The organism is Nodosilinea sp. FACHB-131 (assembly GCF_014695395.1).
Classification (GTDB): Bacteria; Cyanobacteriota; Cyanobacteriia; order Phormidesmidales; family Phormidesmidaceae; genus Nodosilinea.
In genome coordinates, this window is the sequence record NZ_JACJOF010000027.1 from 602699 (window position 1) to 626741 (window position 24043).

The 24043-nt window shown below is 57.3% G+C and carries 23 protein-coding genes; 14 read left to right on the forward strand and 9 right to left on the reverse strand.

The features are described from left to right. Nucleotides 1-4: 4 nt before the first annotated feature. Nucleotides 5-931, reverse strand: coding sequence for a 15-cis-phytoene synthase CrtB (gene crtB / locus H6F75_RS19135; RefSeq protein ID WP_190754015.1), 927 nt, complete (start codon nucleotides 929-931; stop codon nucleotides 5-7). Nucleotides 932-1384: 453 nt separating this feature from the next. Between crtB and glyA the strand changes: the two genes are divergently transcribed. Next, nucleotides 1385-2668: a serine hydroxymethyltransferase gene (gene glyA, locus H6F75_RS19140; RefSeq protein WP_190754016.1), complete on the forward strand. Its 1284-nt coding sequence runs from the start codon at nucleotides 1385-1387 to the stop codon at nucleotides 2666-2668. A 315-nt stretch (nucleotides 2669-2983) separates the two neighbouring features. Continuing rightward, nucleotides 2984-4042: an MraY family glycosyltransferase gene (locus H6F75_RS19145; RefSeq protein WP_190754017.1), complete on the forward strand. Its 1059-nt coding sequence runs from the start codon at nucleotides 2984-2986 to the stop codon at nucleotides 4040-4042. On the opposite strand, the gene H6F75_RS19150 is transcribed toward H6F75_RS19145, so the two are convergent. Next, nucleotides 3998-5746 (reverse strand): glycosyltransferase family 39 protein, encoded by a 1749-nt coding sequence (locus tag H6F75_RS19150; protein WP_190754018.1) that lies wholly within the window; start codon nucleotides 5744-5746, stop codon nucleotides 3998-4000. The genes H6F75_RS19145 and H6F75_RS19150 overlap by 45 nt on opposite strands. A 156-nt stretch (nucleotides 5747-5902) precedes the next feature. Between H6F75_RS19150 and H6F75_RS19155 the strand changes: the two genes are divergently transcribed. The 10 genes from H6F75_RS19155 to H6F75_RS19195 all read left to right on the forward strand — a co-directional run bounded on the left by H6F75_RS19155 (nucleotide 5903) and on the right by H6F75_RS19195 (nucleotide 12311). Then, nucleotides 5903-7225 (forward strand): competence/damage-inducible protein A, encoded by a 1323-nt coding sequence (locus H6F75_RS19155; protein ID WP_190754019.1) that lies wholly within the window; start codon nucleotides 5903-5905, stop codon nucleotides 7223-7225. Nucleotides 7226-7354: 129 nt separating this feature from the next. Beyond that, a complete protein-coding gene (locus H6F75_RS28565) occupies nucleotides 7355-7486 on the forward strand; it encodes a hypothetical protein (protein WP_255524794.1) in 132 nt (43 codons plus the stop codon). Nucleotides 7487-7644: 158 nt separating this feature from the next. Next, a complete protein-coding gene (aroQ, locus tag H6F75_RS19160) occupies nucleotides 7645-8106 on the forward strand; it encodes a type II 3-dehydroquinate dehydratase (RefSeq protein WP_190754020.1) in 462 nt (153 codons plus the stop codon). A gap of 41 nt (nucleotides 8107-8147) precedes the next feature. Beyond that, nucleotides 8148-8738 carry a tRNA-(ms[2]io[6]A)-hydroxylase gene (locus H6F75_RS19165; RefSeq protein ID WP_190754021.1) on the forward strand — a complete coding sequence of 197 codons (591 nt, stop codon included), beginning with the start codon at nucleotides 8148-8150 and terminating at the stop codon, nucleotides 8736-8738. A 9-nt stretch (nucleotides 8739-8747) separates the two neighbouring features. Next, nucleotides 8748-9266, forward strand: a complete 519-nt coding sequence (locus H6F75_RS19170; RefSeq protein WP_190754022.1) for a GNAT family N-acetyltransferase — start codon at nucleotides 8748-8750, stop codon at nucleotides 9264-9266. A gap of 77 nt (nucleotides 9267-9343) precedes the next feature. After that, complete coding sequence (gene coaD, locus H6F75_RS19175) at nucleotides 9344-9895, forward strand: pantetheine-phosphate adenylyltransferase (RefSeq protein ID WP_190754023.1); 552 nt, start codon at nucleotides 9344-9346, stop codon at nucleotides 9893-9895. Then, nucleotides 9805-10629: a hypothetical protein gene (locus H6F75_RS19180; RefSeq protein ID WP_242020136.1), complete on the forward strand. Its 825-nt coding sequence runs from the start codon at nucleotides 9805-9807 to the stop codon at nucleotides 10627-10629. The genes coaD and H6F75_RS19180 overlap by 91 nt, the downstream gene beginning before the upstream one ends. Continuing rightward, nucleotides 10626-11252 carry a Holliday junction branch migration protein RuvA gene (ruvA, locus tag H6F75_RS19185; RefSeq protein WP_190754024.1) on the forward strand — a complete coding sequence of 209 codons (627 nt, stop codon included), beginning with the start codon at nucleotides 10626-10628 and terminating at the stop codon, nucleotides 11250-11252. The genes H6F75_RS19180 and ruvA overlap by 4 nt, the downstream gene beginning before the upstream one ends. Before the next feature lie 92 nt (nucleotides 11253-11344). After that, nucleotides 11345-11614 carry a 30S ribosomal protein S15 gene (gene rpsO, locus H6F75_RS19190; protein ID WP_190754025.1) on the forward strand — a complete coding sequence of 90 codons (270 nt, stop codon included), beginning with the start codon at nucleotides 11345-11347 and terminating at the stop codon, nucleotides 11612-11614. Nucleotides 11615-11789: 175 nt separating this feature from the next. Beyond that, nucleotides 11790-12311: a PAM68 family protein gene (locus H6F75_RS19195; RefSeq protein ID WP_190754026.1), complete on the forward strand. Its 522-nt coding sequence runs from the start codon at nucleotides 11790-11792 to the stop codon at nucleotides 12309-12311. A gap of 166 nt (nucleotides 12312-12477) precedes the next feature. Here H6F75_RS19195 and H6F75_RS19200 read toward each other — a convergent pair whose 3' ends face one another. The 5 genes from H6F75_RS19200 to H6F75_RS19220 all read right to left on the reverse strand — a co-directional run bounded on the left by H6F75_RS19200 (nucleotide 12478) and on the right by H6F75_RS19220 (nucleotide 18274). Continuing rightward, nucleotides 12478-13707 carry a hypothetical protein gene (locus H6F75_RS19200; RefSeq protein ID WP_190754027.1) on the reverse strand — a complete coding sequence of 410 codons (1230 nt, stop codon included), beginning with the start codon at nucleotides 13705-13707 and terminating at the stop codon, nucleotides 12478-12480. A 388-nt stretch (nucleotides 13708-14095) separates the two neighbouring features. Further along, complete coding sequence (locus H6F75_RS19205) at nucleotides 14096-16153, reverse strand: hypothetical protein (protein WP_190754028.1); 2058 nt, start codon at nucleotides 16151-16153, stop codon at nucleotides 14096-14098. 72 nt (nucleotides 16154-16225) lie between these two features. Continuing rightward, the gene (locus H6F75_RS19210) at nucleotides 16226-16834 is read right to left on the reverse strand and encodes a hypothetical protein (protein WP_242020138.1); all 609 of its coding nucleotides are present in this window, start codon (nucleotides 16832-16834) and stop codon (nucleotides 16226-16228) included. Then, nucleotides 16797-17210, reverse strand: coding sequence for a hypothetical protein (locus H6F75_RS19215; RefSeq protein ID WP_242020140.1), 414 nt, complete (start codon nucleotides 17208-17210; stop codon nucleotides 16797-16799). Before H6F75_RS19215 ends, H6F75_RS19210 begins: the two co-directional genes overlap by 38 nt. Before the next feature lie 44 nt (nucleotides 17211-17254). Beyond that, entirely contained in the window at nucleotides 17255-18274 is a 1020-nt protein-coding gene (locus H6F75_RS19220) for a hypothetical protein (protein WP_190754029.1), read from the reverse strand. Nucleotides 18275-18995: 721 nt separating this feature from the next. On the opposite strand from H6F75_RS19220, the gene H6F75_RS19225 reads away from it, so the two are divergent. Then, nucleotides 18996-19727 carry an MlaE family lipid ABC transporter permease subunit gene (locus tag H6F75_RS19225; RefSeq protein WP_190754195.1) on the forward strand — a complete coding sequence of 244 codons (732 nt, stop codon included), beginning with the start codon at nucleotides 18996-18998 and terminating at the stop codon, nucleotides 19725-19727. Between the two features lie 132 nt (nucleotides 19728-19859). Here the strand turns inward: H6F75_RS19225 and H6F75_RS19230 are convergent, their stop codons facing one another. Next, nucleotides 19860-20420, reverse strand: coding sequence for a pentapeptide repeat-containing protein (locus H6F75_RS19230; protein WP_190754030.1), 561 nt, complete (start codon nucleotides 20418-20420; stop codon nucleotides 19860-19862). Between the two features lie 434 nt (nucleotides 20421-20854). Here H6F75_RS19230 and H6F75_RS19235 point away from each other — a divergent pair, with 434 nt between their 5' ends. Beyond that, a complete protein-coding gene (locus tag H6F75_RS19235) occupies nucleotides 20855-21085 on the forward strand; it encodes a hypothetical protein (protein ID WP_190754031.1) in 231 nt (76 codons plus the stop codon). 143 nt (nucleotides 21086-21228) lie between these two features. Here H6F75_RS19235 and H6F75_RS19240 read toward each other — a convergent pair whose 3' ends face one another. Beyond that, the gene (locus H6F75_RS19240; RefSeq protein WP_190754032.1) at nucleotides 21229-23994 is read right to left on the reverse strand and encodes an SMC family ATPase; all 2766 of its coding nucleotides are present in this window, start codon (nucleotides 23992-23994) and stop codon (nucleotides 21229-21231) included. Between the last annotated feature and the right edge of the window lie 49 nt (nucleotides 23995-24043).

Genomic DNA, 24043 nt, shown 5'->3' on the forward strand with positions numbered 1-24043 from the left:
TAATCTAAAGCACCCGAGCTTTTAACAGGGTACTAGGCAGGGTGAGTAACTTGCGCAGAGAGGGCACGTAGGCACGCTGGCTAAACACGTCGTAGCCATTTTTTTCAATCACGTCCAAGATTTGGCGGTAGAGGGCCAGGGCACACCACACCGGCCAGCGGGCGTCTTCACTCAGCAGCCCAATGCCGCTCTCTGCTTCGGCATAAAACCGACGGGCGCGATCGATCTGAAAGGCCATGAGGGCCCGCCAGCGATCGTCCACAACACCAGCGACCAGGTCAGCCTCGGTGTAGTCAAAGGCAGCTAAATCTTTCAGAGGTAGGTAAATGCGGCCTCGGCGGGCGTCCTCGCCTACGTCACGCAGAATGTTGGTGAGCTGGTTGGCAATGCCCAGGGCGATCGCCTGGGGAGTGGGGTCGAGCTGCTGTTGCTGGCTCCAGGGGGCGGTTTGCAGTTGGGTATCCACGCCCATCACGGTAGTCGACATCAGCCCTACGGTGCCGGCCACACGATAGCAGTACAGCTCTAGGTCTTCGAAGGTGTCGTAGCGATTGCGGTGCAAATCCATCCGCTGGCCCGCGATCATGTCGCGAAAAGGCTGGATATCAAGGGGAAACTGCTCCAGGGTATCCACCAGGGCGACGTCTTCGTCATCCACTGGGCAGCCGGCAAAGATTGACTCTAGCTGCGACTCCCACCGATCCAACGTCTTCTCGCTGGTGAACTGCGCCTGGGGCCCGTCCACGAGTTCATCGGTGCGGCGGCACCAGACGTAAATAGCCCAGATGGCACGCCGCTTGGCGGGAGCCATCAACATGGTGCCGGTGTAAAACGTCTTGGAATACTTCGCCGTGACGCGTCGGCACACCTCGTAGGCATCCTCAACGGAGGATAGCGATTGGATGGGGGGAGAATCCGTCAGTTGCAGCATTAATGACCCAAACCTGGAGAATATAAATCTCAAACCGACTACAGGCAATTCTGCTTAACCTAGCCTCTCACAACTGCACCCAACTTTGGCAAAACAGTTGAAATCGGCCCATTCTCCGAAGCAACTCTGCCTCTGCCGTTCCTAAAGATTATATGTTGCAATCCGTAACATTTGCCCGCAAATTCCAATGCGTGCTCTCCGTTCCCAGTATCTTCAGGGCTGACTACCCATTTGAAGGCCATCCAGATAAGATAATAGACTGCGTATTAAACTGCTTGATGCCAAGCCCCCGCTGTGGGTTCTCTTCGCTCCACCATGGGCTGCGCCTCGCGAAGCGATTTCTGAGGGAATTGCAGGGCAGCAAGCAGCACCGTGGGGGAAGGCGCTCTATCGGCTACCCGTTAACGGTCCCCTTTGTCTGTCTAGTTCTGTCGATTGTTGGGAGCCTTGCCCGTGCCTCAAACTAACTTTGATTTTCTGCAAGAGTCCGATCCGCTGCTGGCCAGCATTATTCAACGCGAGCTGCAGCGCCAGCGCGACCACCTAGAGCTAATCGCCAGCGAGAACTTTACCTCGTCTGCGGTGCTAGCGGCCCAGGGGTCGGTATTGACCAACAAGTATGCCGAGGGGCTGCCCGGCAAGCGCTACTACGGCGGCTGCGCCTTTGTCGATGAGGCTGAGCAGCTGGCGATCGATCGCGCCAAAGAACTCTTCGGTGCCGCCCACGCCAACGTGCAGCCCCACTCTGGAGCCCAGGCCAACTTTGCCGTGTTTCTCGCCCTCCTCCAGCCCGGCGACACCATTTTGGGCATGGACCTCTCCCACGGCGGGCACCTCACCCACGGTTCGCCTGTGAATGTGTCGGGCAAGTGGTTTAAAGTCGTTCAGTACGGCGTCAGCCGCGAGAGTGAACAGCTTGATTTCGACCAAATTCGCGCGCTGGCGTTGGAGCACCGGCCCAAGCTGATCATCTGCGGCTATTCGGCGTACCCCCGCGTCATCGATTTTGAGAAGTTTCGCGCGATCGCAGACGAAGTCGGTGCCTACCTGATGGCCGACATTGCCCACATCGCCGGTCTGGTGGCTGCTGGTTATCACCCCAACCCCCTGCCCCACTGTGACGTGGTGACCACTACCACCCACAAAACCCTGCGCGGCCCTCGCGGCGGCCTGATTCTGACCCGCGATGCCGAACTGGGTAAAAAGTTTGACAAGGCGGTGTTCCCCGGCAGCCAGGGTGGCCCCCTGGAGCACGTGATTGCTGCTAAGGCCGTAGCCTTTGGCGAAGCCCTCAAGCCTGAGTTTCGTGCCTATGCGGCTCAGGTGATCGCCAATGCTCAGCGCATGGCTGCTCAGCTCCAGCAGCGAGGCATCAAGGTGGTGTCTGACGGTACCGACAACCACCTGGTGCTAGTCGATCTGCGCTCCATTGGCATGACCGGCAAGCGGGCTGACCAGCTGGTGAGTGAGGTCAACATCACGGCCAACAAAAACACCGTGCCCTACGACCCCGAGTCGCCCTTTGTCACCAGCGGCTTGCGCTTGGGCTCTCCGGCCATGACCACCCGCGGCATGGGCGAGACTGAGTTCACCGAGATCGCTAACATCATCGCCGATCGCCTGCTCAGCCCCGAGGATGCGGCGATCGCTGAGCACTGCAAGCGTCGGGTGGCGGCCTTATGCGATCGCTTCCCCCTCTATGCCCACCTGGGCGGGCTAGTTCCGGCCCTGGTGTAAGGGTGTAATACCCTCTCGGGCAAGCCTTTGACCCCGTAGTTAGGCGTTAACTCCATGCAAAACCGCAGAAAGTTAGGGTTACCCCTTAATGATCTGTCATAATTGCATGGAGTTTTTGCTTATTTGACAAGACTCGGCCTATCCTATGGACTGTTTCGGGCCAAAATCTTTGGTCTGGTCGGCCTTGGTCAGGGCAGTCCCTAGGGCTACCCGAGGTAATTAGCGATGGCCAAAGAACTAGTTTGCTGGGGTTAGGCCTGGGCTAGGGAGGTGGCTAGCCAGGAGAGAGTTTCTCCAACCATAGAGGGGAGTGAGATGCCGTTTTATCTGTATCACGTGTTGGCCTTTGGTATCTCCGCCGCGGTGGTGCTGGGCACGACACCAATCGTGCGCCGCATCGGCCTTAAAAGTGGACGAGTCGATCAGCCCGGCGAACGCAAGGTACACGACAAGCCCATGGTGCGGTTGGGCGGAGTGTCAATTTTTGTTGGTACGCTGCTAGCCCTGCTGGTCGTATGGTCCATGGGCGGCTTTATTGATGCTGCCGGAGCCCATTTAGCTCCACCTCAAGAGTTTCAGATCTGGGGGGTTACCCTTGGCGGGCTGGCCTTTTTTCTAATTGGTCTCACCGACGACCTGTTTGGCCTATCGCCCCTCAGTCGCCTGTTTATGCAGGCGGTGGTCGCCACTATGGCTTGGTACGTGGGCGTGAGCATCGACTTTCTCACTATTCCCTTCTACGGGCTCACCCAGCTACCCGACTTCATTAGCTTGCCAGTAACCATTCTGTGGCTAGTGGGCATGGCCAATGCCATCAACTGGATCGACGGCCTCGATGGCCTGGCCGCAGGGGTATCCGGCATCGCCGCAGTCGTTATGCTGGTGGTGAGTCTTTACATGAATCAGCCAGCGGCGGCGCTGATTGCTGCTGCTCTAGCCGGCGGAGCCCTAGGCTTTTTGCGCTACAACTTCAACCCAGCCAAAATTTTCATGGGAGATGGGGGCGCCTACTTTATGGGCTTTACCCTGGCCGGAGTTGGCGTTATCGGCTTGGTCAAAACGGTGACTACCGCTGCTGTACTGCTGCCGTACCTAATTCTGGCAGTGCCGATTCTCGATATGTCGGCCGTGATCCTCGATCGCCTGCGAGCGGGCAAATCCCCCTTCGTGGCCGACAAGCGCCATCTGCACCACCGGCTGCTTCAGGCGGGGTTGTCTCACCGGGTTACGGTGCTCTTCATCTACGTGCTGACGCTGTGGGCGGGCAGTTTAGCCCTGGCGTTTGCGGGCATGCCCAGCGGCTTGGTCTACGCCCTAGCCGCTACAGCGCTACTCAGCTACACCGGCTGGCGGCTGCGGCAGCGCACTCGCTGAGGGGCCGTAGGGGTATTGGTAGGCCTGCCGCAAATTGCTGGCGCGATAGACGTGAATAGTTTCGGTCACTTCGCCGCCGCGCATGAGCGGCACCGTGCCTAGCGGCTCAATACTGTCGAAGAGGGGCCGATAGCCCGCTACAATCTCGTCGTCTTGGGCAAAGCGGTTCAACGTCATATAGAGTCCATCTTGACCAACCCAGTCCTGGGGGTTAAACCAGTAGGCAAATCCGCGCGCGTCTTGGCTAAAGGCTGTCACCGGCAAATCGACTAGGGGGTGAATAGCCATGGCAAAGTAGCCCCCTAGGTAGTATTCGTTGGTAAAGACAAACCCCACTTCATCTAGGGCCGCTCGAATTTCGGGGATATTGGCAAACCGCCGCTTGAGCTGGCTAGTGTCGATCAGTTCTGTAGAGCCATCCTGCTCGACGGGCACGAGTCCACCAAACAGGGCGTAGGTGCTCGGTTTTTGTAAAACGCCGAGCTTTAGGTGCAGCAGTGCCACCATGGAAAGCGAGCCTAAAAACAGCCCCGAACCCCACAGCCAGCGGCGAATGAGGCGGGGGCGATCGCGTTGCCAAACCAATGCCTGAGCGGCCAGCAAAATGACGATGCCCCAGTAACCGGGGGCGGGCCAGGCGGGCAAAATCTGCTGCTTGCCCCCCAACAGGGTAAATAGCAGCATGATTGGCAGCGATAGCCACAGCACTAGCCCCTGTTTGTAGTGCTCTTGGACTTCGCCGTCGTCTATGTTGGAAAAACGCCAGAACAGTGCCTGCTTGGCACCCCGTCGCGCCGCCACCCACCACAGCGGAAAGCCAAACAGCGGAAACAGGTAAACAATTGACAGTAACCAGTAGCCCACCATTTGCCCTAAACTAAACCCGCTGCTTTCAGTGCCCCCGTCAAACCGCATGCCCAGCTGAAAGCGAAAGGAGATCCAGTCGTTCTGACTATTCCAGTACCACAGGGGGAAGAGGGTGAGAACGAAGACGCCTAAAGCAAGCAGCGTCCAGGGCGATCGCAGCGCCGCGCGGTAGGGCCGATAGGTGGCACAAAACCCAACTAGACTGACGCCCAGCACAAAGCCGTGATACTTACTTAATCCCGCTAGAGCCACCGTCAGCCCCAGCAGCACAATGCGCCAGGTGGGCACATAGATCGGTTTGATTGCTTTGGAGTCTCCCAGTTGATTGCTGTAGGGAAAAAATTCCCAGGCGGCGACTAGCAGCGTAGCGCTCCAAAACAAAATCAGCCCGTTGTCGGGGGAGGTGAGAATGCCAAAGCCGATGGTAAACAGCGGTATCAGCGTGGCAATAGCCAGGGTCATCTGCCCCACTGCCGCCGAAAACAGCCGCGTTGCCGCTAAGTACAGCAGCCCCAAGCTGAGGCAGTAGAGCACCAGCGCCCCCAGGCGAATGGTGAAAGGTGAAATGACTCCTGTGAGCCACCAGCCTATCCCGGTCGTGAGGGCCACCATAGGTGGATGGTCGAAATAGCTCAGGCTCAGATAGCGGCTGTAAAGATAGTAGTAGGCTTCGTCAAACCCTGGAAACAGCCAGAGCGCCACGATAGTGCGGTAGAGTAGGCCCCCTAACACTAGGGCTAGCAGCCCGGTGGCCCAACCTGGTTTGCGATCGCCCCCTAGGGCGGGTTTTGAACCATCGCCCCCGGCGGGTCTATCCCCCTCGCTCCAACCTGCCATCGGGTAGCCTCCCCTAAACAACCAATGCGCGACATAATTTTAGGGACTTTGCCAATCAGCCAAATGGGCTTTTCCTGGCTTCCCTGCAATGGCCATAATGACACTATTGCGCCTCGGCCATCCCATCTCCGGCCCATTTCGCCCCCAGGACGTTCTATGACCCCAAGCTCAGCGTTTCAGCCCTCCGAGACAGACTTGCCCTCTGGCACCAAAAGTGCAGAAATTATCTGCGTGGGTACTGAGCTGCTGCTGGGGGACATTCTCAATGGCAACGCCCAGTTTCTGGCTAAAGAGCTGGCCACTCTAGGCATTGCCCACTACTACCAAACCGTTGTGGGCGACAACCCGGCCCGCATTCAGCAGGCAGTGACTACTGCGGCCGAGCGGTTTGCGAAGCCTTCGGGTACAGAATCCCAGCTTCTACTGTTTACTGGCGGTCTGGGCCCTACCCCCGATGACCTCACCATAGAGACGTTGGCTGACCTGTTTGGTGCCCCCCTCATTGAGCACCCTGACCTGCTGGCAGATATTGAGGCCAAATTTACCGCCCGGGGCCGAACTATGCCCCTCAGCAACCGCAAACAGGCGCTGCTGCCCGAGGGGGCGATGGTGCTCCCCAACCCCCAAGGCACTGCCCCGGGCATTATCTGGTCACCCCGACCTGGCCTCACCCTAATGACCTTTCCCGGCGTGCCGCGAGAAATGCAGGCGATGTGGAAAGAAACTGCCGTGCCCTATCTGCGCACCCAGGGCTGGGTGACGACCACCATTGTCAGCCGCATGCTGCGGTTTTGGGGCATTAGTGAATCGGCTCTGGCGGAGCGGGTCGCGGCTTACCTCAGCCAAGGCAACCCGACGGTCGCCCCCTACGCCAGCAAAGGCGAAGCCAAGCTGCGCATTAGCGCGCGGGCCGACTCCACCGCTGCGGCCCTGGCCAAAATTGAGCCGGTCGAAGCTGGCATTCGGGCGCTAGTCGGCGCCGACTGCTACGGTGCCGATGACGATACTCTGGCCTCGGTGGTTGGCCAACTACTGCGGTTGCGGCAGCAAACCGTAGCCGTGGCCGAGTCTTGTACGGGCGGTGGCTTAGGGCAGCTCTTGACCGACATTGCCGGCAGCTCTGCCTACTTCTATGGCGGCGTTATTGCCTACGACAACCGGGTTAAAGTTAATCTTTTGAAGGTGAATGCCGCTGTTTTAGATGAGCAGGGAGCGGTGAGTGCGATCGTGGCGGAGCAGATGGCTTTAGGTGCCAAGGCGCTGCTGCACACCGATTGGGCCTTGAGCATTACTGGCATTGCCGGACCAGACGGGGGCAGCGAGACTAAACCTGTAGGCTTGGTTTATATTGGCCTGGCTACTCCCGAGGGCAATGTGTTGACGTATAAACACGAGTTTACTGGCTACCGGGGGCGCGACTGGGTACGCCAGCTCAGCGCCCTCTCTGCCCTCGATGCTCTACGACGCAACCTGCTGTAACTGTTAGGTTGATCATTTGCTTCAAATGGCTATTATGTAATTATGGATGAATGCAGCCCCCATCTGGCCTAGAGCTGGTTTTAGGTAAGAGCAACCAGGGTGGCATGTGCCAGTAAGGAGTTTGCCCTAATGGATTACATCGAAAAGGCTCTCGAAAAACTGAGCGATTGGGTTGATAGAGTCATTGAAGCTCTATTTGGCCCTGAGCATCAGGCAGAACCTGACTTGATTCCTATTCCGGTAGAAGAACCCCGCCGTTAGGGGTGCTCTTGAAAGATTTTAACTAGAGTCTAGCGATGCTGTCGCTTGATATTGTTCTTGAGTGCAGCACTTGATACTTAGCTCGCTGTGCTTGTGTAGAGAATAAGCAAGCACCTGGTGTTGCTAGCGTAAATGCTAATACTAAAGGGCAACGATCATTGCTAAGGGTTCAAGTTGTTCATGGCCCAAATCTCAACATGCTGGGCTTGCGAGAACCCGAGATCTATGGTCGGCAAACCCTAGCTACCATCGAAGCGTCCTTAGAGTCTGAAGCGACAGCCCTGGGCGTTTCACTGGATTGCTTTCAATCCAATAGCGAAGGGGCGCTTGTGGACTGCATCCAGGCGGCCTTTGGGCAAAAAGACGGCATTTTGATTAATCCTGGGGCTTACACCCACACTAGCGTGGCCCTTCGAGACGCGATCGCAGCCGTTGGCCTTCCCACCGTCGAGGTGCATCTCAGCAACATTCACCAGCGCGAAGCCTTTCGCCATCACTCGTATATCGCTGCAGTGGCTGTGGGGCAAATCTGTGGCTTTGGCGCTGACAGCTACCGTCTGGGGTTGCACGCGCTGGTGAAACATCTCAAAGACCGGCATCAACTGTCCGCAGATTCCTAGTGGTTTAGACTAGGACCTGCCTGAACCCTTCCCAAAGTTGTATGGCCACCGCCACGATTAAATTTTTAGAAACGCCAACCTCTCAGGCCTGGGTTGAGCAAGCCCTGGCTAACCTGGACGTGATTTTGCTCGATCACGCCCAGTGCGAGCGCAAGGCGGCGGGGGTGGCCATGAGCCTGATCAACCGCTATCCATCAGATGCTGAGTTAGTCAAAGCGCTAACCGCGATCGCCCAGGAAGAATTAGCCCACTTCGCCCAGGTCAACCAGTGGCTGGAGCGCCGCAGTGTTCCCTTTGGCCCCTTGCCGCCACCCCCCTATGGAGCCGCTCTGCGACAGCAGGTGCGAGGTGACGAACCCCATCGTCAGCTTGACGTGTTGCTGGTGTCGGCTCTGATCGAAGCTCGCAGCCACGAGCGGTTAGGGTTGTTGGGCCAGCACTGCCCCGATCTAGAATTAGCCCAGTTCTACCGCAGTCTCATGGCTTCAGAAGCTCGCCACTACGGAGCTTACTGGGTATTGGCTACCGGCCGCTTCCCCCGCGCCGAGGTAGAAGGGCGGCTAGCTGAATTAGCCGCTGCCGAAAGCGAGATTTTAGCTCGCCTTCACCCCCAGCCCCGCATTCATAGCTAGAGAAGTTCGATGCCGCTAGAACACCGCAGCACCTTTGGTCCTTACCTAATTCGCAGCTGGCAGCCAAACGATCGCGCCGCCGCCGTTGCCATTATTGGCGAGGTGCTGCAGGAATATCGCCTCACCTGTGAACCGACCGATAGCGATCGCGATGCCCTAGAAGTAGAAGACTGCTACTGGAAGACGGGCGGCGAATTTTGGGTAGTAGAGCTTGACCGCGGGCTGGTCGGTACCGCTGGCTATCGTCCTACCCAACGTGGGGATGGCGCAGTGGAGCTGCGCAAGATGTATCTGCTGCCTCAGGCACGGGGGCAAGGGCTGGGGCGCTACCTGCTCAGCACGCTAGAATCTGCTATTCAGCAGCGCGGTTTCACCGAGATTTGGCTAGAAACCGCCTCGGTGCTCAAGGAGGCGGTGAGGTTGTACGAAGCCAGCGGTTATGAAGCTGCCACTGGGGTTGAGACGGCTCGATGCGATCGCGTCTACCGTAAGCGCCTGCCCTCTCTGGCCCACTATCCCGTCCTATAGAAACGCGAGTCTGGGCCTTAATGGCCAGAAATTAGCTATAATCGCCACATTAATCCTGGAATACTGGCTAAGCTGTTTTGATTGCCATCTATCCCGGCAGTTTTGACCCCATTACTTTGGGCCATTTAGACATCATTACCCGCGGCAGTCGATTGTTTGAGCGGGTGATTGTGCTGGTGTCTAGCAACCCCAACAAGGTGCCCATGTTTTCTACCGACGAGCGCATTGGGCAAATTGAGCGATCGGTAAGTCATCTCAACAATATTGACATTGACCATTACGATGGTCTCACCATCAACTATGCCAGGCAGCGCCATGCCCAGGTGTTGCTGCGGGGGTTGCGAGTGCTCTCCGATTTCGAAAAAGAGCTGCAAATGGCGCATACTAATAAGACCCTGGCCGATGATATTGAGACTCTTTTTCTGTCAACCTCTACAGAGTACAGCTTTCTTAGCAGCAGCCTGGTCAAAGAAATTGCCCGCTTTGGCGGCCCCATCGACCACCTTGTTCCCCACCATGTAGCGCGAGACATTTACCAATGCTACGCCCAGAACCCTCCCGCCTCAACGCCCAGCCCCGCACCGCCCAGTCCCGCAGTGCCGGTGCCCAAACCAATGGATTGTCTGTAGAGGCGACGGAAACAAACTCGGGCCTGCCCAACCCTGGAGACATCGACATTCAACAGGAGCTGAATAAGCTTGAAGAGCTGATTTTGGCCAGTCCTCGGGTGCCCTTTAGTGGTCGTACCCTGGTCGATGAGGATCAGCTGCTTGACCAACTCGACGCTATTCGCCTTAACCTGCCGCCGGCCTTTCGCCAAGCGGTGCAAATTTTGCAGCAGCGCAACAGCTTGCTGGCCGAATCTGAGCGCTACGCCCAAGAACTGATCGCTGCTGCTGAGCAGCAGGCGGCCCAAATACTCGATGAACTTGGCATTGTCCGCCAGGCTGAGCAAATGGCCCAGCAGCTCAAAGCCCAGGCCCAGCAGGATTGTGACAGCTTGCGTACCCAGGTGATGGGTGACATTGAGCAAATGCAGATTCAAGCCCAGCGTGAGTGGGAGTCCCTGCGCCAAAAGGCCCTAGACGAGCAAGACATGATTCAGCAGGAGGCCGATGGCTACGCTGATCAGGTGCTCTCTAGCGTAGAGCAGCAGCTCTCGCAGATGTTGCGGATCATTCAAAACGGGCGTAGCCACCTTCAACCGGTGAAAGAAGCCCCCGCACCTGCTCCAACCCAACGACCTAAATCGAGTAAGGGTGCGTCGCCCAGTGCGGTGCTATCCGACCCCCGTGCCGATGCGGGAAGCGATCGCCTTTCAAATCGCCCTCGCCCACCGCAAAAGCCTGCCGCTGACCCATGATCAGCTATCTCAAAGGGGTGCTGGCCGATATTCAAAAGCCCGGTAACCACAAAATTATCGTCACCTTAGACGTCAATCAGGTGGGCTATGACATGCAGGTGCCGGCCCGCCAGCTGTCGCAGCTGCCGCCCCTAGGAGAGGTGGTGCAGCTCTTTAGCCATCTCTACTTTCGCGAAGATCAGGCGGTATTGTTTGGCTTTGGCCAGCGCCAGGAGCGCGACCTGTTTCGGCTGCTCATTAGCGTTAGCGGCATTGGTCCCCAGATGGCTCTGGCCCTGATCGACACCCTAGGCGAGGTTGAGCTGACCCAGGCGGTCGTTAGTGGTAACACCCGTCTACTGTCGCGTACCCCAGGGGTAGGCAACAAAACCGCCGAACGGCTGGTGCTAGAGCTTAAAACCAAGCTGCAAGACTGGCAAACTCAGTCGGGGGTGGGCCTGGTGCCTGATGCTGGACCAGTACCAACCCTCTATGAAGAGGTTGAAGCAACCCTTAGCGCCCTGGGCTATAGCCAGAGCGAGATTCTCAAGGCACTTCAAGCAGTAGGGCGTAGCTCTACTTTGCAAAAGACAGCGGATCCAGAAAGCTGGGTGCGCGAGGCGATCGCATGGCTCAGCCAGTAATCCTCCGCTGAGACAAGATGGGTGCAGCAGCCCCTATGCTATAGTGAAAAATCCTGGCTCAAAATTATTCTTCTAGAGAAGCTGTCTGTCCCATGACTCTGTTGCAAGCGCGTAAGCAGGAACTTATTTCCGACTATCAGGTGCACGAAACTGACACCGGCTCTGCCGATCTGCAGATTGCTATGCTCACCGAGCGCATCAATCAGCTGAGCTCTCACCTGCAAAAGAACAAGAAAGACTACTCGTCTCGCCGTGGCCTGCTCAAAATGATTGGTCACCGCAAGCGCCTAATGGCCTACCTGCAAAAGCAAGACTCCGAGCGCTATCGGGCGTTGATCCAAAAGCTTGGTATTCGCGGCTAGGTTTTCCGCCAAAGCCAGATCAGCTGAGTGGGTTGAGTCGAACTCAGCAAGGTTCTCCGGTAGGTAGCCTGAACTTAGTACTGCGATCGCATTGTGCAACCTGTGCCTTTGGGCTAGAAACGTTGGGCTAGCACCGCTAGCCCAAAGCTAATTCTTGTTGTTGTCGCGTAGCGCTATGGCCTCTGAGTCTTCCCGAAAGCGGCTGCCCTTTGAGCCAGGCAGGAGTGGTAGCAAGCCTGCCGATGAGGTGCCAAAGGCTGCTAAGCCAGCTCCTAAAAAGAAATCAGCCAAAAAGCCAGCCACCGTAAATACGACTGCTGTAGCTAAGCCAGTTGTTTCTAGTAAAAAGACAGCTAAAGCTAAGCGGGCAGACCGTGCAACCACCTCTATTCCTCAGGAGGTGAGCGATCGCATGCTGCGCCGCATGTTGGTCTTTTCCGGTGTCCCCACGGGACTAGGAATACTGACCTTTTTCGTCAGCTACTACCTGGTGGTAAATCAAGTAGTAGAGTTGCCCTCTTACTTTGTACTGTTAGTGACCTTGGGCTGCTTTGGCTTGGGGGTAGTAGGCCTTACCTACGGCGTGCTGTCAGCGTCTTGGGATGAAGAACGTCCCGGCACCCGGTTGGGCTTAGACGAGTTTCAAGTTAACTTTGGCCGTGTAACCGGTGCCTGGGGTAACAAGTCAGAGCCCTAGGGCCAAGACTGGACGTCCACTTAACTCCTGATGTTCGGCGATGTAACCGCTTAGATACTCAGTGACGACTGTCCAGAATGGCGGAGCCTAGGCCCACTTAATATTTTCTGCGGTTTTTGTTCTTTGAGTTGTGTCTTTTGCTTAGCTCCTGACTTTTTGGTTAGGGCTACGCCTCATCGTCTGGGTAAGTAGACGACTTCATAATCTGATCAATCTGCTCTTCCATCATCTTGAGCAGCTGACTCAGGGCCTCTAGCGTCCGCGCTGAGGGAGGCTCAATCGTCAGCGATTGGCGAGCCCGCTGACGAATCTCAAAAATACGTTTTTGCAGGGTTTGAGCAACCCCGAGGGCATCCTCTCCCATCTGTTTGATTTGCTGCTGCTGATAAAACTTGAGGGCGGCCCCCCGCAGGACTTGAAGGGTGGCTTCTTCGCCGTGGGCACCCGACATCAGACGCAGGCGCAGCAGCACGCGTTCGCCTTTGTACAGCCGCTCAATGTCGGCCTGTTTGGGCTGGGCAGTTGGTAGCAGGGGCAGGTGCGTCAGCCGCTTGAGTTCGTTGATGACGCTTTGAACCTGGTCGAGGCTCAGGTTTTTGAGAGCGGCTTGAACCACGCCGTCTCTGCTCCAGAGCACCTGGCCATTGGCGGAGCGGCGTTCTAGATACAGACGCCCAATGCCCTCGGTTAGCACCTGATAAAGCAGCGCCTGGGTGAGCTTGGGGGGTGGTAAGCGATGGAGTTGGTTGAGCGGCACCTGGCTAAGAATCGGGTCAAGCGTGAGGGCCAAGGGTTGAGACTCTAGCTCAATTCCTGGAGGTTGGGGTAGGGGTGGAGCAGGCGGCAGGTCAGGGGTTGGGCGATCGCTCTGCGGTTCTTGCAGGCTATCAACAACTGGGGTGGGGCGATCGCTCTGCGGTTCTTCTGAGCTGTCAACAGTTGGGGTGGGGCGATCGCTGCTCAGATCCTCTGGGCTGTCAACAATAAACGTGAGAAACTCATCGCCCTGGTTTTGCGCCTGGGGCAGTGCCTCAACCTGCGGCTGGGGCTTAGCCTTTTGCCGAGAGGCGTGACTTAGATACTTAGAGAGCATTTTGCGCTGCCAGTCAGAGGCCACGGGCCACGACACCACAGAGCAGTGAATGAAGGAGACTTGCTTGCGGGCATATTCCGTAGCAACGGTGTCCGATGGGTTGACCATGCCGAGGTGCAAGCAACTCGACTCCACAGAGAGAGGAATGATCTCGTGGTAGAGGCAGGCTTCAAAGGGCAAAATGCTGTCGATTAGAGAGAGCATTTGGTCCACATTGAGGCGGCTATCAATAGCCGCATTGCCGCTTTGCACGTCAAGGGCAGAAAGGTCGTTGGATGAAGAGTGGGTGTCGGGCTCCGGCATGGGCCTGGCAAGTTAACGATCAGGATTTCCCTATGCTAGGCGCGGGGCAAGACGCGAAGGTGAATTCTTAAGCTCAGCCCATTAATCTTTATGAGAGACTTTACTATTTTGCTAGATTTGCGGTCGGTTGCCCAGGCCGTTAAAGAACCGGCAGCGATGAAAAGGGTTTTTCCAAGGACTAAAACGCTACTAGAAAGAATTGTCCCGATGTTGTGGTCGGTGCTGTTTTTGTCAACCACTGAAAGCTGGCTGATTTGCTCGCGATCGCCATTTTTGTGGCGATCGCACTTTCCGCCGATAACTCTCTGTCGACAACCCATGAAACGCTGAGGTTGTTCTCTCTGAATTTGGCTCTGCTTCTGTAAGTTACCTCAAGATAACTCAGGGATTAATAAGTTGAGGTGCCTTCCCGAGCCGCATCGGGGGTAATGGCCTGGTCTGGCTCTGCATTGGGTGGGGCGATCGCCTCCCTTAAAGGCTCTACATTCTCAGGAGAACTCCCCAGCGACAGATCCTCTGGGCTGACCTGTTCAAACCCCAAGGGCTTTTCTGGCTCAGAGGTGATCGTCTCGTCATCAGAAACAGAGGCCTCTAATGGCAAGACCTCTGGGGCACCCATAGGTGGTTCAAAGGCATCTATGACGGAGTCTGGGACCTCCAGTTCAGCCTCTGGAGTCGCAACCTCGCTCACGGGAGACTCAGGGGCTTCCTGTGGCGCTGCCTCTAACTGCCAATCGGGTTCTGCAACGGTAGCCTGAGGCATGTAGACCGTGCTGTCGGGAAATGCTCCAGGCACAGGAGATGTAGTGGTAATTGGGACAACGGTTTGGCTACCTTCTTTTGCATCTGCCCAGGATGGAGGGGCGATCGCAGCTGGCTCGGCTACTGTTTCTGCTGTTGGTGCAGCGGCAGCTGGCGTCAAATCTATTACGGGTTCTTGCTCGCCACTCTCGGTGGGCGCTGCTGTTGCTGAGGCGGGTAATACCTCACCGACGGAGAGTGCACTATTGTCATTGGCGACCGGTGCTGGCGGTGGAACTGTGGCAGCCTCGTCAGCTTCTAAGACGGCATTTGCGGTAGCAGGAGCATCGCCCCGGTTAAACAACACGTTAGCGAGGGAGGCTGTCTGCGGTGAGGTGCCTGCTCCTGGTGGGAACGCCGCTTGGGAGAAGCGTTCGACGGTAACCTGCCAGAGCGCTGCCAACGGATCGACGTCACTGGCTTCAGCTGGGTTTGGTGCAGCGGCGATCGCCTCGTTATCTGCTGGTTCAACCTGGGCAACGGGGTCACTAGGAGAGGTCCACATTTGCAGTACCTCGTCCACAGGCTCCGTCTCAGGGTGGTCTAGCGCCACTAGGGTTTCCGGCTCGGGGGCAGGTATCAGTGCCCAGGTCTGGGAACGAAGGTCAGGATTTTGGGCCTCATAGGCGGCGATCGCCTGGGCTACGGCATTGGCCCGGCGCTGCTGGTCACGGCGAATGCCAACTTCGGTATTGCCCAACCCAGGGGCATTCCAGCGTCCGGTATTAGGGTTGATATAGGAACGGGTACGAGCTACCAAAATGGCCTCAGACCCTTCATATCCATTAGCCTTAGCCTCAGCGAGACGCTCAATATAACCCACCCGTCCGATGGCAGCTAGGGGCGATTGGTTGGCTAGGTCTAGCCCGTTGAGGGTTTCCTCAAGGGTGAGGTTAAGGCCGTGCTGGAGGGCTCTTTGGCGCAGCACATCCCCTTGATTTTGAAGTCGGGCCAACTGTTTTTGGTCGGCTTCTTCAGGAGTTTGAGCCCCGTGCTGGTAGGAAAACGTGCCCATGTTCCACACGCGGTTGCCGGGGTCGGTGTGGCCAAAATAAGCCGGATTAATCGCCCCGTTAGGGGTGCGGGTACCCTCGGCGCTGCCCACTGCCCTGGCCACTAGAGAATCTGAGTTATTTTCAAATAACCCCAGCAGCGGGTTAGGTGTGGCTTTGGGCTCAGCCAATTTGGCTTGGGCCATGGCCACCGCCGCCGATGGTTCCAACCCAAAATCGAGGGCTAGCCGCTGCGTTTCCTTGGGTGGTTCAACCTGGGGCTCTGGGGCGACTGGTTCAGGCGCTACGGCCACCATCACCGGAGCTATAGACAGCGGTGGAGCCGGTGGCAGCAGCGCAGTGGCCGATGTGCTCTCATTCAGCGCTACGGCTACCCCGCGCCGATATACCCCCGCCGGTAGCTGCTGGGGGGAGTGGTAGCGCATCGGTGGATTGGCTGCCTGGGCCGGAATGGGCAGGGGCTGGTCGGCGTTGTCTACCGCTGGTGCGATCGCATCGGCAATCGGCGGCGGCTCTACCCACTGAGGTGGCGACAGCTCAAAGCTAAGAATGCCGTCGTCGGCCCGCACCGCTGTCGGGCAAAGTAATGTCAACAGAGCACTAGCGGCTAGAAGAGTGGGATGGAGCTTCATGGGCAGAAGGGGGTAAATTGCCGGGGCAGGCTTAGGGGAGTGAATTGGGGTTCTGAAACGGTGCGGCTGGGCTTAGAACGGTAAGCCTGGCGGTGGTCGATTGAGCGATCGCTCCAGCACGCGATCGGAGGGCTCGACCATAGCCCAGGAGCCATCGGGCTGCCGTCGCAGGGTGGCGAAATGAATGTAGCGCCCACGCCCCATAACGTCTCCGGCCTCAATGGGTCCCAAATGGGGGTGACTGACACCGCAGTAGCGAAACAGGTAGGCCGGTACCTCTGGACTAGAAAAGTAAATGCAATTGAATCCCTTAGCCGCCGGCTCTACCTGACCCGTAAAAGGAGCGCGCAGCCGAGCGCCCTGCAACCGGATCGAGATATCGCCCAGGCTGCCGGTTACTAACTGCCCCGCCACGCGATCGCCCGATTCGATCTCCCAAGCCTGCTTCAGCACGATCTGACGGGGCACTGTCGGCGTTAGCCTGCCGCAACCGCCCAGGCCAAGCAGCAGCACGCCTAACCCCAGGCTGAGAGCCAACCGACCGAGTCCGAGGGGTGGTGCACCCCAGCGTAAGTGCTGAAAAAACTGACCTCTTGCCCAGGAACCCAAAGGTCTCCAGCCAAACTGGCCGATCAGCAGGGCACTATTGAAACCGAAAGCGATAGCCAGCGTACTCGTCATTTTCGTACAAAATTACTAGCTGAACAGTCGGATCCCATGCCATCGGGTAGGCTTCGCGCTCTGAAACCACCCCAGAGCGCACCTGGAGCTGAGGCAGGCTACAGTAGGGTTCGGCAACAATCTTGCGCACATTTTCTTTGGGGTCACGCTCGGGCACGACCAGCAGCTGAGCAAGCTGCTCACGGCTCAACTGGGCATTGCTCTGCACAATCTTTTCGCATCCCTCAGCGCTCTGGGTACCGGCGGCTTGCAACCAACCGCCCAGCTTCTGATCGTCAATGGCCAGTAGCCCAATGGCTAGCAAAATGGCCCCCGCAATAAAGGGCTTGGCGTTTGCCAAGGTGATTTTCTCCCCCTGGGGATGCATTGAAACCATCAGCTGCCTCCTTAAAACTCAGTGAAGAATAGAGCCGCACCGCGCTAGAGCTGGCCGCCCACAACCAGCCCTAAAACCAGCAAAAACACCCGAATGGCCGGGCCGAAGGCCAGTTTGGGGGCCAGGGTTGCTCGGTAGAGGGCGTAGGCTGTGATCGCGGTAATCGCAGCTACCGCCACTGACCAAAGGGCTGGAAAGGCGGCCAACAGGAGATTCAAGGCTAGCCGACCGATGACTCCACCCCCTAACCACAGCACCCCATCAACTACAGAGAGAGATGCTCCTCGCCTTGGCTGCTCTAAGAGGGAGCTAGACGTAACCGAGGGCTTGGCATGCTGAGGGGCAATCAAGCGCGCGATCGCCAAACCCGCATCCCAAACGGTGCGACTCAGGTGGGCAACCAGCTCAGAAGGCTCTTGCCCCAGGGCGACCAGGTCAGAGGTCAGGGCACCCCACTCGCTTCGACCGCGACGTTTAGAAGGGCCATAGGTGGTGCGCAGGTGTCCAGCCAGTTGGTTGATCTCAGTTGGAATTGGGTTGGCCCGAGGGCCAGGGGATGAGGTGGGGCTGATGGTACGGTAAGCCAGTACGATATTGCCCTGGTGATCCATTTCTGCCGACGCTAAAACCGCCCGCTCAACATCGAGGTAGGGAGGCACCACCGGCTGCCCCTGGGTGTTAGCAATGGGATGAATGCGAGTCAAGCGAGCCCGGATTAGCTGCATTTCTGCGATCGCCCGTTCCTGCTCTGACGACAGCTGGTTAATCTTGTGCGCCATAGCGTTCAGGCGCTTGAGGTAGACTTCTGCAGGCGCTGATCCGGCGGGTAAGTTGGCCGCTAGATCGGCTCCCCCAGCCTGTTCAGATCGCCATTGCAGAGCATCAATAGCCGTAGAAAAATCTACGCTGGGGCGCGATCGCCCTCTAGGGACAGCCTGAGCTTCTCGCACCACGGTGCTCGGCAGCGATGGTTCACCGGCCCAGTCAACCTGCACGGTGGCATCACTTTGGCTCAGGGCGTTGACTGTATTAGTGAGTTTGGTTTGAATGCTTTGAAAATCCATTGCCTGATAACCGTGTGAAGATCAGCCAAAAACCATTAACCCTGCCCATCAACTCAAGCTGGCCGGTGTAGAGCGATCGTTTGCGATCGCCAAATCACCTGGCCCAAGGCAGTTCCGGCAGAATTTGGTACAAGTGTACCATGTCTCTGCGGAATGTGTACCAAGAAATGTACTATTATCTTCGGCTTCCAGGGAAGCTGGGTTAGGAGAGCTAGCAGCAGGCAAAAGTTGATGTGGCCTAAAGCGGCGGCAATGCTGAGCACCCTCTTAAAAACGGGTTTCGCTTCAAAAAGCAGCCAATATTGTGAAAATTATCCGAAGAAATGTCAGTAACCCGGTCAGACTCTGTAAATTGGGGTCAATCGGGTGACGATTTATCACAATTGCCTCTAGTGCTTAGCCTTGGCAATGTCGGCTGCGCTGGCTTGGGGCGCGGTGTTAGGCCTCAATGGGGCTGATCTTACGCTCAGGTAAGAGGCATTTTTTGGCGTCGCTGCCGTTGCAGTATAGATCCACAAAACCGCTCTATTAGGGCACCCTGAGCTTGGTAATTTGCCTCTGCCCATCTACCCTATGAGTTGTTGCCATGGTTAAGGCCTACGACAAAACCCTGCGGCGTTCCCTTGCCCTCCCAAAGTTGACCAACTCGGGCTGTGGCCCCCGGCCTGAACCCCGACCGGCAATGACGGTGCAGGCAAAATCTTGTCCTTATCACATCGTGATGGCCTGCTTTTTGGGCGGACAGGTGTTCATGCGCATTCTGCGCGGTCGGGTCAATCGCCAGCGCACCCTAGAGCAAATGGTTGCGGCCGGACCATTGACCCTGACTCCAGTGCTGCTGACCAATGTTTTTGCCGGCATGATTTTTACCGTTCAAACCGCGCGCGAGCTGGAGCGCTTTGGAGCAATGCACGCCCTGGGGGGAGCCTTTGCCATGGCTTTCTGCCGGGAACTGGCCCCCATCTTGACTGCGGCTATCATGGCTGGGCAGGTGGGCACGGCCTACGCTGCTGAAATTGGCTGCATGAAGGTAACGGACCAGATCGACGCCCTCAAGGTGCTGCGCACAGACCCGATCGACTATCTGGTGCTGCCTCGGGTGGTAGCCTGCTGCGTGATGCTGCCAGTGCTCACGGTGCTGGGCCTAGTGCTAGGAATTGTGGGCGGGGCTGGAGTGGCTTTTTTATTCTACGAAATGCCGGTGAGCCAGTTTCTAGACTCAGTGCGATCGCTGATGGTGCTCAACGACCTGATTGCTGTCTTGATCAAATCGGTTTTGTTTGGGGCGATTGTGGCTTTGGCGGGCTGCACTTGGGGGCTGACGACCACCTGTAGTCGGTCAGTCGGTCGAGCCGCGACATCAGCGGTGGTCACTACCTGGGTGGGGTTGTTTATGGTCGACTTCTTTTTGTCGCTGGTGTTGTTTGGTGGTGCCGGGGTGGCGCTGCACTAGGTCATTGCCAGGTAAGGCCATAGTCGAGCGATCGCAAAACAAGGACGACTAGCTACTTTTAACCGCAGTAGGCTCCCTTGCCAAAACCGCTTGATTTTTGGGCGGCGACTGTTCGCCAAAATTGCTGGAGCGTTATTCTGCCCCAGCGGGCAGCATGTCAAAACTAAAGTCTATGTAGGTGTTGTCGGGCATCATAGCCCCAATCAGGTTAGCGCCATCGAGGTCAGCGTTGGTCAGGTCAGCTTCGCGCAGATCGGCTCCCTGGAGATTGGCGTGGCTGAGATTAGCGCCCCGCAGGCAGGCGCGCTTGAGGTTGGCACCGCAGAGGTCACTGCCACTGAGGACAGCTTCTTTGAGAATAGCGCCGTGAAGATTGATGCCGGTTAGCTTAGCCCCCGAAAGCAGAGCTCGGTTGAGCTGAGCACCAGACAAATCGGCTCGAAAAAAGTCGCTGCCGATCAGGTTGGCCCAGTTGAGTCTGCTCTTGCGCAGGAGACTGTGGGTAAACACACTCCCCGGCATAAAAGCGCCTGATAGATTCAAGCCTGAGAGGTTGCAGTCAATGAATTCAACAAAGGGCAACTTAATGCCCTCCAGCGACACATGCCGCAGATCCAAATGATGAAACTGGAGCTGCCCACGGCTGTAGTTTTGAGCAAGCAGGTCTAGGGAGTAGCGAGTGTAGGCGTGCATGGCAAAGCCCTGTAGAGAAGGCTAGGTTGAGCGATCGCAGATAGACAACCGTCTGGGCGCTGTAGATGACCTATGCGCCTCACCGATTGCCCTAAACCTTTGAAGAGAGAGGCATTGACGCCATTTAACCCTGAGCTTCATCCTAAACGCTTTGGCAGAGCTTATACCCAGTGGGCCTCTTAATATTTGTGTCCTCTAAAGCTTCCCTGTCGGAGGTTCTATAGGGGTAAGGGGGAACCTGTGAACTCTGGCTCCGCAATCCGAGTAGAATTGCTTATCACTTGCAGCCGCTTTGCCGCAACTTAATTTGACATTTTGTTACATTAAGTTTATATTGAGTTACATAAGCGAAATGCGTCTGCATCGATTGCATTGCTAAGCCAGGTAAGCAGCGCGTTTTGCCGCTGTCACCATTCCGCACTGGAGGTTTATTCATGACTGCCCTATTGATTTCTCTCTTTGTCATCGGCTGGGTCGCTGTTGCACTGATTGGCACCCAGGCCTATTTCCGGGGTGAGCAAACCAAGCCAATTCACGAGCGCAACTGGCGTTCTGATTCCTTTGACCAGTTAGCTCAGTCTGTGACCGGCCAGTCCACTGATTTCGGCGATCGCGTACCCGCTTACAGCGGCGATGCCTTTTCGAGCAACGTGATTGCTAATTAACAGCTAGGCCGATCCTTATCTACTAGCCGCATCAGTCATTTCCTGTGGGACTCCTACCTCTAGAGCCGCCCCTGCATTGGGGGCGGCTTTTTGTCGCCGCTCAAGTCAGGCCTGTGCACAAGTATTGCTCTTGCTAAGGATAATTAGCTGGCTTCCCGCTCCACCACGATCACGTTTTCGGTCACCTGCTCGAAGGTGTCGTCGTGGCTGATGACAAACAGCTGCTCAAAGGTTTTGATGCGGCCGATCGCTTCAGCTAACCCCTGGCGGCGAGGGCGATCCATATTGGTGGTGGGTTCGTCAAAGAAGGCAATGTCGGCATCGGCCAGCACCTTGAGCAGGGCCAGGCGCACTGCTAGAGCCGCACACATCTGCTCGCCTCCCGATAGGTTGATAAACCGCCGCTGGTTGGGTCCATCCTGCACCACAATTTCGTAGTCTCGCGTCCACTGCAAAGCCACATTGGGGCGGTTGAGCAGATCGCGAAACAGGCGATCGGCCTGCTGCGAAACGCTGCGCAGGTACTGTTCAGTAATGCGTGGCCCCGCTTCGTTGTAGGCCTTGCGCGCAAAATTGACGAAGCGCCTGACCTTTTCCTGAGCCTGGAGCTGCTGTTTGGCGCTGTCGCGCCGCTGGGCGATCGCCTCAAGCCCGGCAATTTGCTGGTTGATGTCGGCCAGTCGCTGGCGCTGCTGGGGCACGCTCCCCGCCAGCTGGTCAGCTTCAGATTTGACCGTGCTGTAGTTGGTTTCCAGCGTGGCAGTGGCCTCGGGATCAAACTGCGCTAGGGCAGTCTGGTAAGCCTGGTCAGCATCCTGCTGCTGCTGCAACGCCTGGGCAAGTTCGGCCTGGGCAGCGGCAAGTTCGGCCTCTAGCTGTCTGTGCTGGTTCGCCAGCGACTGGTTTTGTAGATACAACCCGTAGCCTGCTTGATATTGAGCGCGATCGCGCTGCACCTGAGCCAGGCGCTGGTCTAAGTCGGCGAAGGGCGCTAGCTGACTGGTCAACGCTTTTAGCTGTTGGTCTAGCGTGTCTAGGGCAGTGGTTTGGGCCGTGGCGGCCTGCTCTACTCGGGCCTTGTCTTGCAGGGTGCGCCCGAGAATTTGGCTTTTTTCGCGCGGTCGCCCCAGGGTTTCAAGCTCTCGCTCCAGCTTTTCTAGGGTGGTCTGTACCTGGGTATGCTGGGCCAGCTGCTGGGTGAGGGTTTCTCCCTGCGCAATCAACTCAGCTTGGGCTTGCTGAATCTGCTCTAGCTGAACGGCAATGCCATCGAGCTGCGTCAGCTCGGCCCGCCAGCCATAGCGCTGCCTGAGGTCGTTTTCCAGCGTTTGCAGCGCAGCTTTGAGGGCGGCCTCATCGGTTTGATCTGCTAGGTCGCTGAGAATGGCTTCCAGGGCCGAGAGCAGCGACCCGTGCAGGTCGGTAGCTCCCTGGAGCGATTGTTCCAAACGGTCTAGGGTCGGGCTTGAGAGCAACGGCAGGCTCTCGGCTAACACCGCTAAATCCCTTAGCACGGCTTCAATCTCAGACTGCTGGGCTTGACCTTGGCGGCGGCTGTCTGCCACTAGAGCATTAATTTCAGCTTCAAACTGGCGGGCTGCAGCCAGGCGGCTGAGCTGCTGCTGGAAGCGATCGCGCTGGTCTTCGAGGGCAGCAATGGCCTCGACCTGGGGCTGTAGAGCTCGCAGGCGATCGCGAGTTTGAACCGCCTGTTGCCGCTGCTGATCGAGTTGCTTCAGCTCCGCTTGGTACTGCTGCTGCTGGAGCTGCCACCGCTGGCCCTGCTCTAGCTGCTGCACCAGCGCTTGGCGCTGGGCCTCCAGCTGAATCTGAGTTGCGACATGGGGCTCCAGCTGAGCTAGCTCCCGCTCCGTAGCCGCAAACGATTCGAGCTGGGTTTGCCACCTGGCTAGCTCAACCTGGGTTTTGCTCTGGGCAGTTTGCAGCGTTTGGTACTCGATCTGCAAGTGCTGACGCTGCTGCTGGGCCTGACCTAGCGCCTCCAACGCCTGCTCCGCCGCCTGATAGCCTTTGAAGGACTGCCGATGGGTTTGACAGAGGGCGATCGCCTGCTCCGCCTGCTGCACCGACTGTTGAAGTCGGACTAGTGCGGTCTGCTTGACCTCAAGCTGATGCACCAGCCCCTGGCGCTGGGTCGCTAAGGTCTGCACCGCTTGGGCTTGGGCCTTGAGCGCGTCACGCTGGGTTTGCAGAGTGGCGAGCGTGGTCCGCAAAGTCTCTAGGCGCTGCTCGCTGGTGCCAATTTCGCTGGTTAGGTTTTGCTGCCGCCGGTGCAGGTCATCCCAGAGAGTTAGCGCTTCTTCGTACTGGGCAATTTCTCGCTTAGTGGCCTCTGCCTGATCTTCGGCGTAGCGACGCAGGGCATTCATTTGCTTAAAGGCCAGCTTGTAGTCTTCCACCTTGAGAATGGCGTCGAACACAGCCTTGCGATGCTCGGCAGGCTGCAAAAAGTCGGCGGTGAAGGTGCCCTGGGGTACCCCCAGGGTGCGGGCAAACAGCTGAGATAGGTTGGTGGTGGGGCCTAACCCCAGGTGCTGGCGCAGCCAAGGCAGCACCTCGTCTTTGATGCGGGTGTAGGGCAATCGCTCGTTAAGCTGAGGGTCAAACAGAGCGTAGCCCCGCTGGGTACAGCGCTGGGCATGGTACGTGCGGCCGTCGTAGTTGGAGGTGAAGGCCACCGTCACCTGGGCACTGCCGCTGCCGTTGCGAATCAGATCGTCTTTGCCGTAGTCGCCCTGGTAGTTGAAGAGCACCCAGGCGATCGCCTCTAAAATGCTGGTCTTGCCCGCGCCATTCTCGCCGCAGATGGCGTTGGTGCCCGGTTGAAACTCAAAGTAGCGATCGCGGTGGGTCTTAAAGTTTTGCAGCGCCACCGACAAAATTTGCATTGCTTGCCCCGTTCCATCGCTTCAGCCACGAAGACTAGGATAGCTTTCT

Excerpts from the sequence above, each read along its gene's own strand:
- H6F75_RS19205 (WP_190754028.1), bottom strand. The coding sequence starts at position 16,153 with ATGAAGCTCCATCCCACTCTTCTAGCCGCTAGTGCTCTGTTGACATTA.
- H6F75_RS19200 (WP_190754027.1), bottom strand. The coding sequence starts at position 13,707 with ATGCCGGAGCCCGACACCCACTCTTCATCCAACGACCTTTCTGCCCTT.
- H6F75_RS19225 (WP_190754195.1), top strand. The coding sequence starts at position 18,996 with ATGGCCTGCTTTTTGGGCGGACAGGTGTTCATGCGCATTCTGCGCGGT.
- H6F75_RS19155 (WP_190754019.1), top strand. The coding sequence starts at position 5,903 with ATGACCCCAAGCTCAGCGTTTCAGCCCTCCGAGACAGACTTGCCCTCT.
- H6F75_RS19170 (WP_190754022.1), top strand. The coding sequence starts at position 8,748 with ATGCCGCTAGAACACCGCAGCACCTTTGGTCCTTACCTAATTCGCAGC.
- H6F75_RS19220 (WP_190754029.1), bottom strand. The coding sequence starts at position 18,274 with ATGGATTTTCAAAGCATTCAAACCAAACTCACTAATACAGTCAACGCC.
- H6F75_RS19165 (WP_190754021.1), top strand. The coding sequence starts at position 8,148 with ATGGCCACCGCCACGATTAAATTTTTAGAAACGCCAACCTCTCAGGCC.
- crtB (WP_190754015.1), bottom strand. The coding sequence starts at position 931 with ATGCTGCAACTGACGGATTCTCCCCCCATCCAATCGCTATCCTCCGTT.
- H6F75_RS19215 (WP_242020140.1), bottom strand. The coding sequence starts at position 17,210 with ATGGTTTCAATGCATCCCCAGGGGGAGAAAATCACCTTGGCAAACGCC.
- H6F75_RS19240 (WP_190754032.1), bottom strand. The coding sequence starts at position 23,994 with ATGCAAATTTTGTCGGTGGCGCTGCAAAACTTTAAGACCCACCGCGAT.
- rpsO (WP_190754025.1), top strand. The coding sequence starts at position 11,345 with ATGACTCTGTTGCAAGCGCGTAAGCAGGAACTTATTTCCGACTATCAG.
- H6F75_RS28565 (WP_255524794.1), top strand. The coding sequence starts at position 7,355 with ATGGATTACATCGAAAAGGCTCTCGAAAAACTGAGCGATTGGGTTGAT.
- H6F75_RS19180 (WP_242020136.1), top strand. The coding sequence starts at position 9,805 with ATGCTACGCCCAGAACCCTCCCGCCTCAACGCCCAGCCCCGCACCGCC.
- H6F75_RS19150 (WP_190754018.1), bottom strand. The coding sequence starts at position 5,746 with ATGGCAGGTTGGAGCGAGGGGGATAGACCCGCCGGGGGCGATGGTTCA.
- H6F75_RS19145 (WP_190754017.1), top strand. The coding sequence starts at position 2,984 with ATGCCGTTTTATCTGTATCACGTGTTGGCCTTTGGTATCTCCGCCGCG.
- H6F75_RS19230 (WP_190754030.1), bottom strand. The coding sequence starts at position 20,420 with ATGCACGCCTACACTCGCTACTCCCTAGACCTGCTTGCTCAAAACTAC.
- ruvA (WP_190754024.1), top strand. The coding sequence starts at position 10,626 with ATGATCAGCTATCTCAAAGGGGTGCTGGCCGATATTCAAAAGCCCGGT.
- H6F75_RS19195 (WP_190754026.1), top strand. The coding sequence starts at position 11,790 with ATGGCCTCTGAGTCTTCCCGAAAGCGGCTGCCCTTTGAGCCAGGCAGG.
- H6F75_RS19235 (WP_190754031.1), top strand. The coding sequence starts at position 20,855 with ATGACTGCCCTATTGATTTCTCTCTTTGTCATCGGCTGGGTCGCTGTT.
- H6F75_RS19210 (WP_242020138.1), bottom strand. The coding sequence starts at position 16,834 with ATGACGAGTACGCTGGCTATCGCTTTCGGTTTCAATAGTGCCCTGCTG.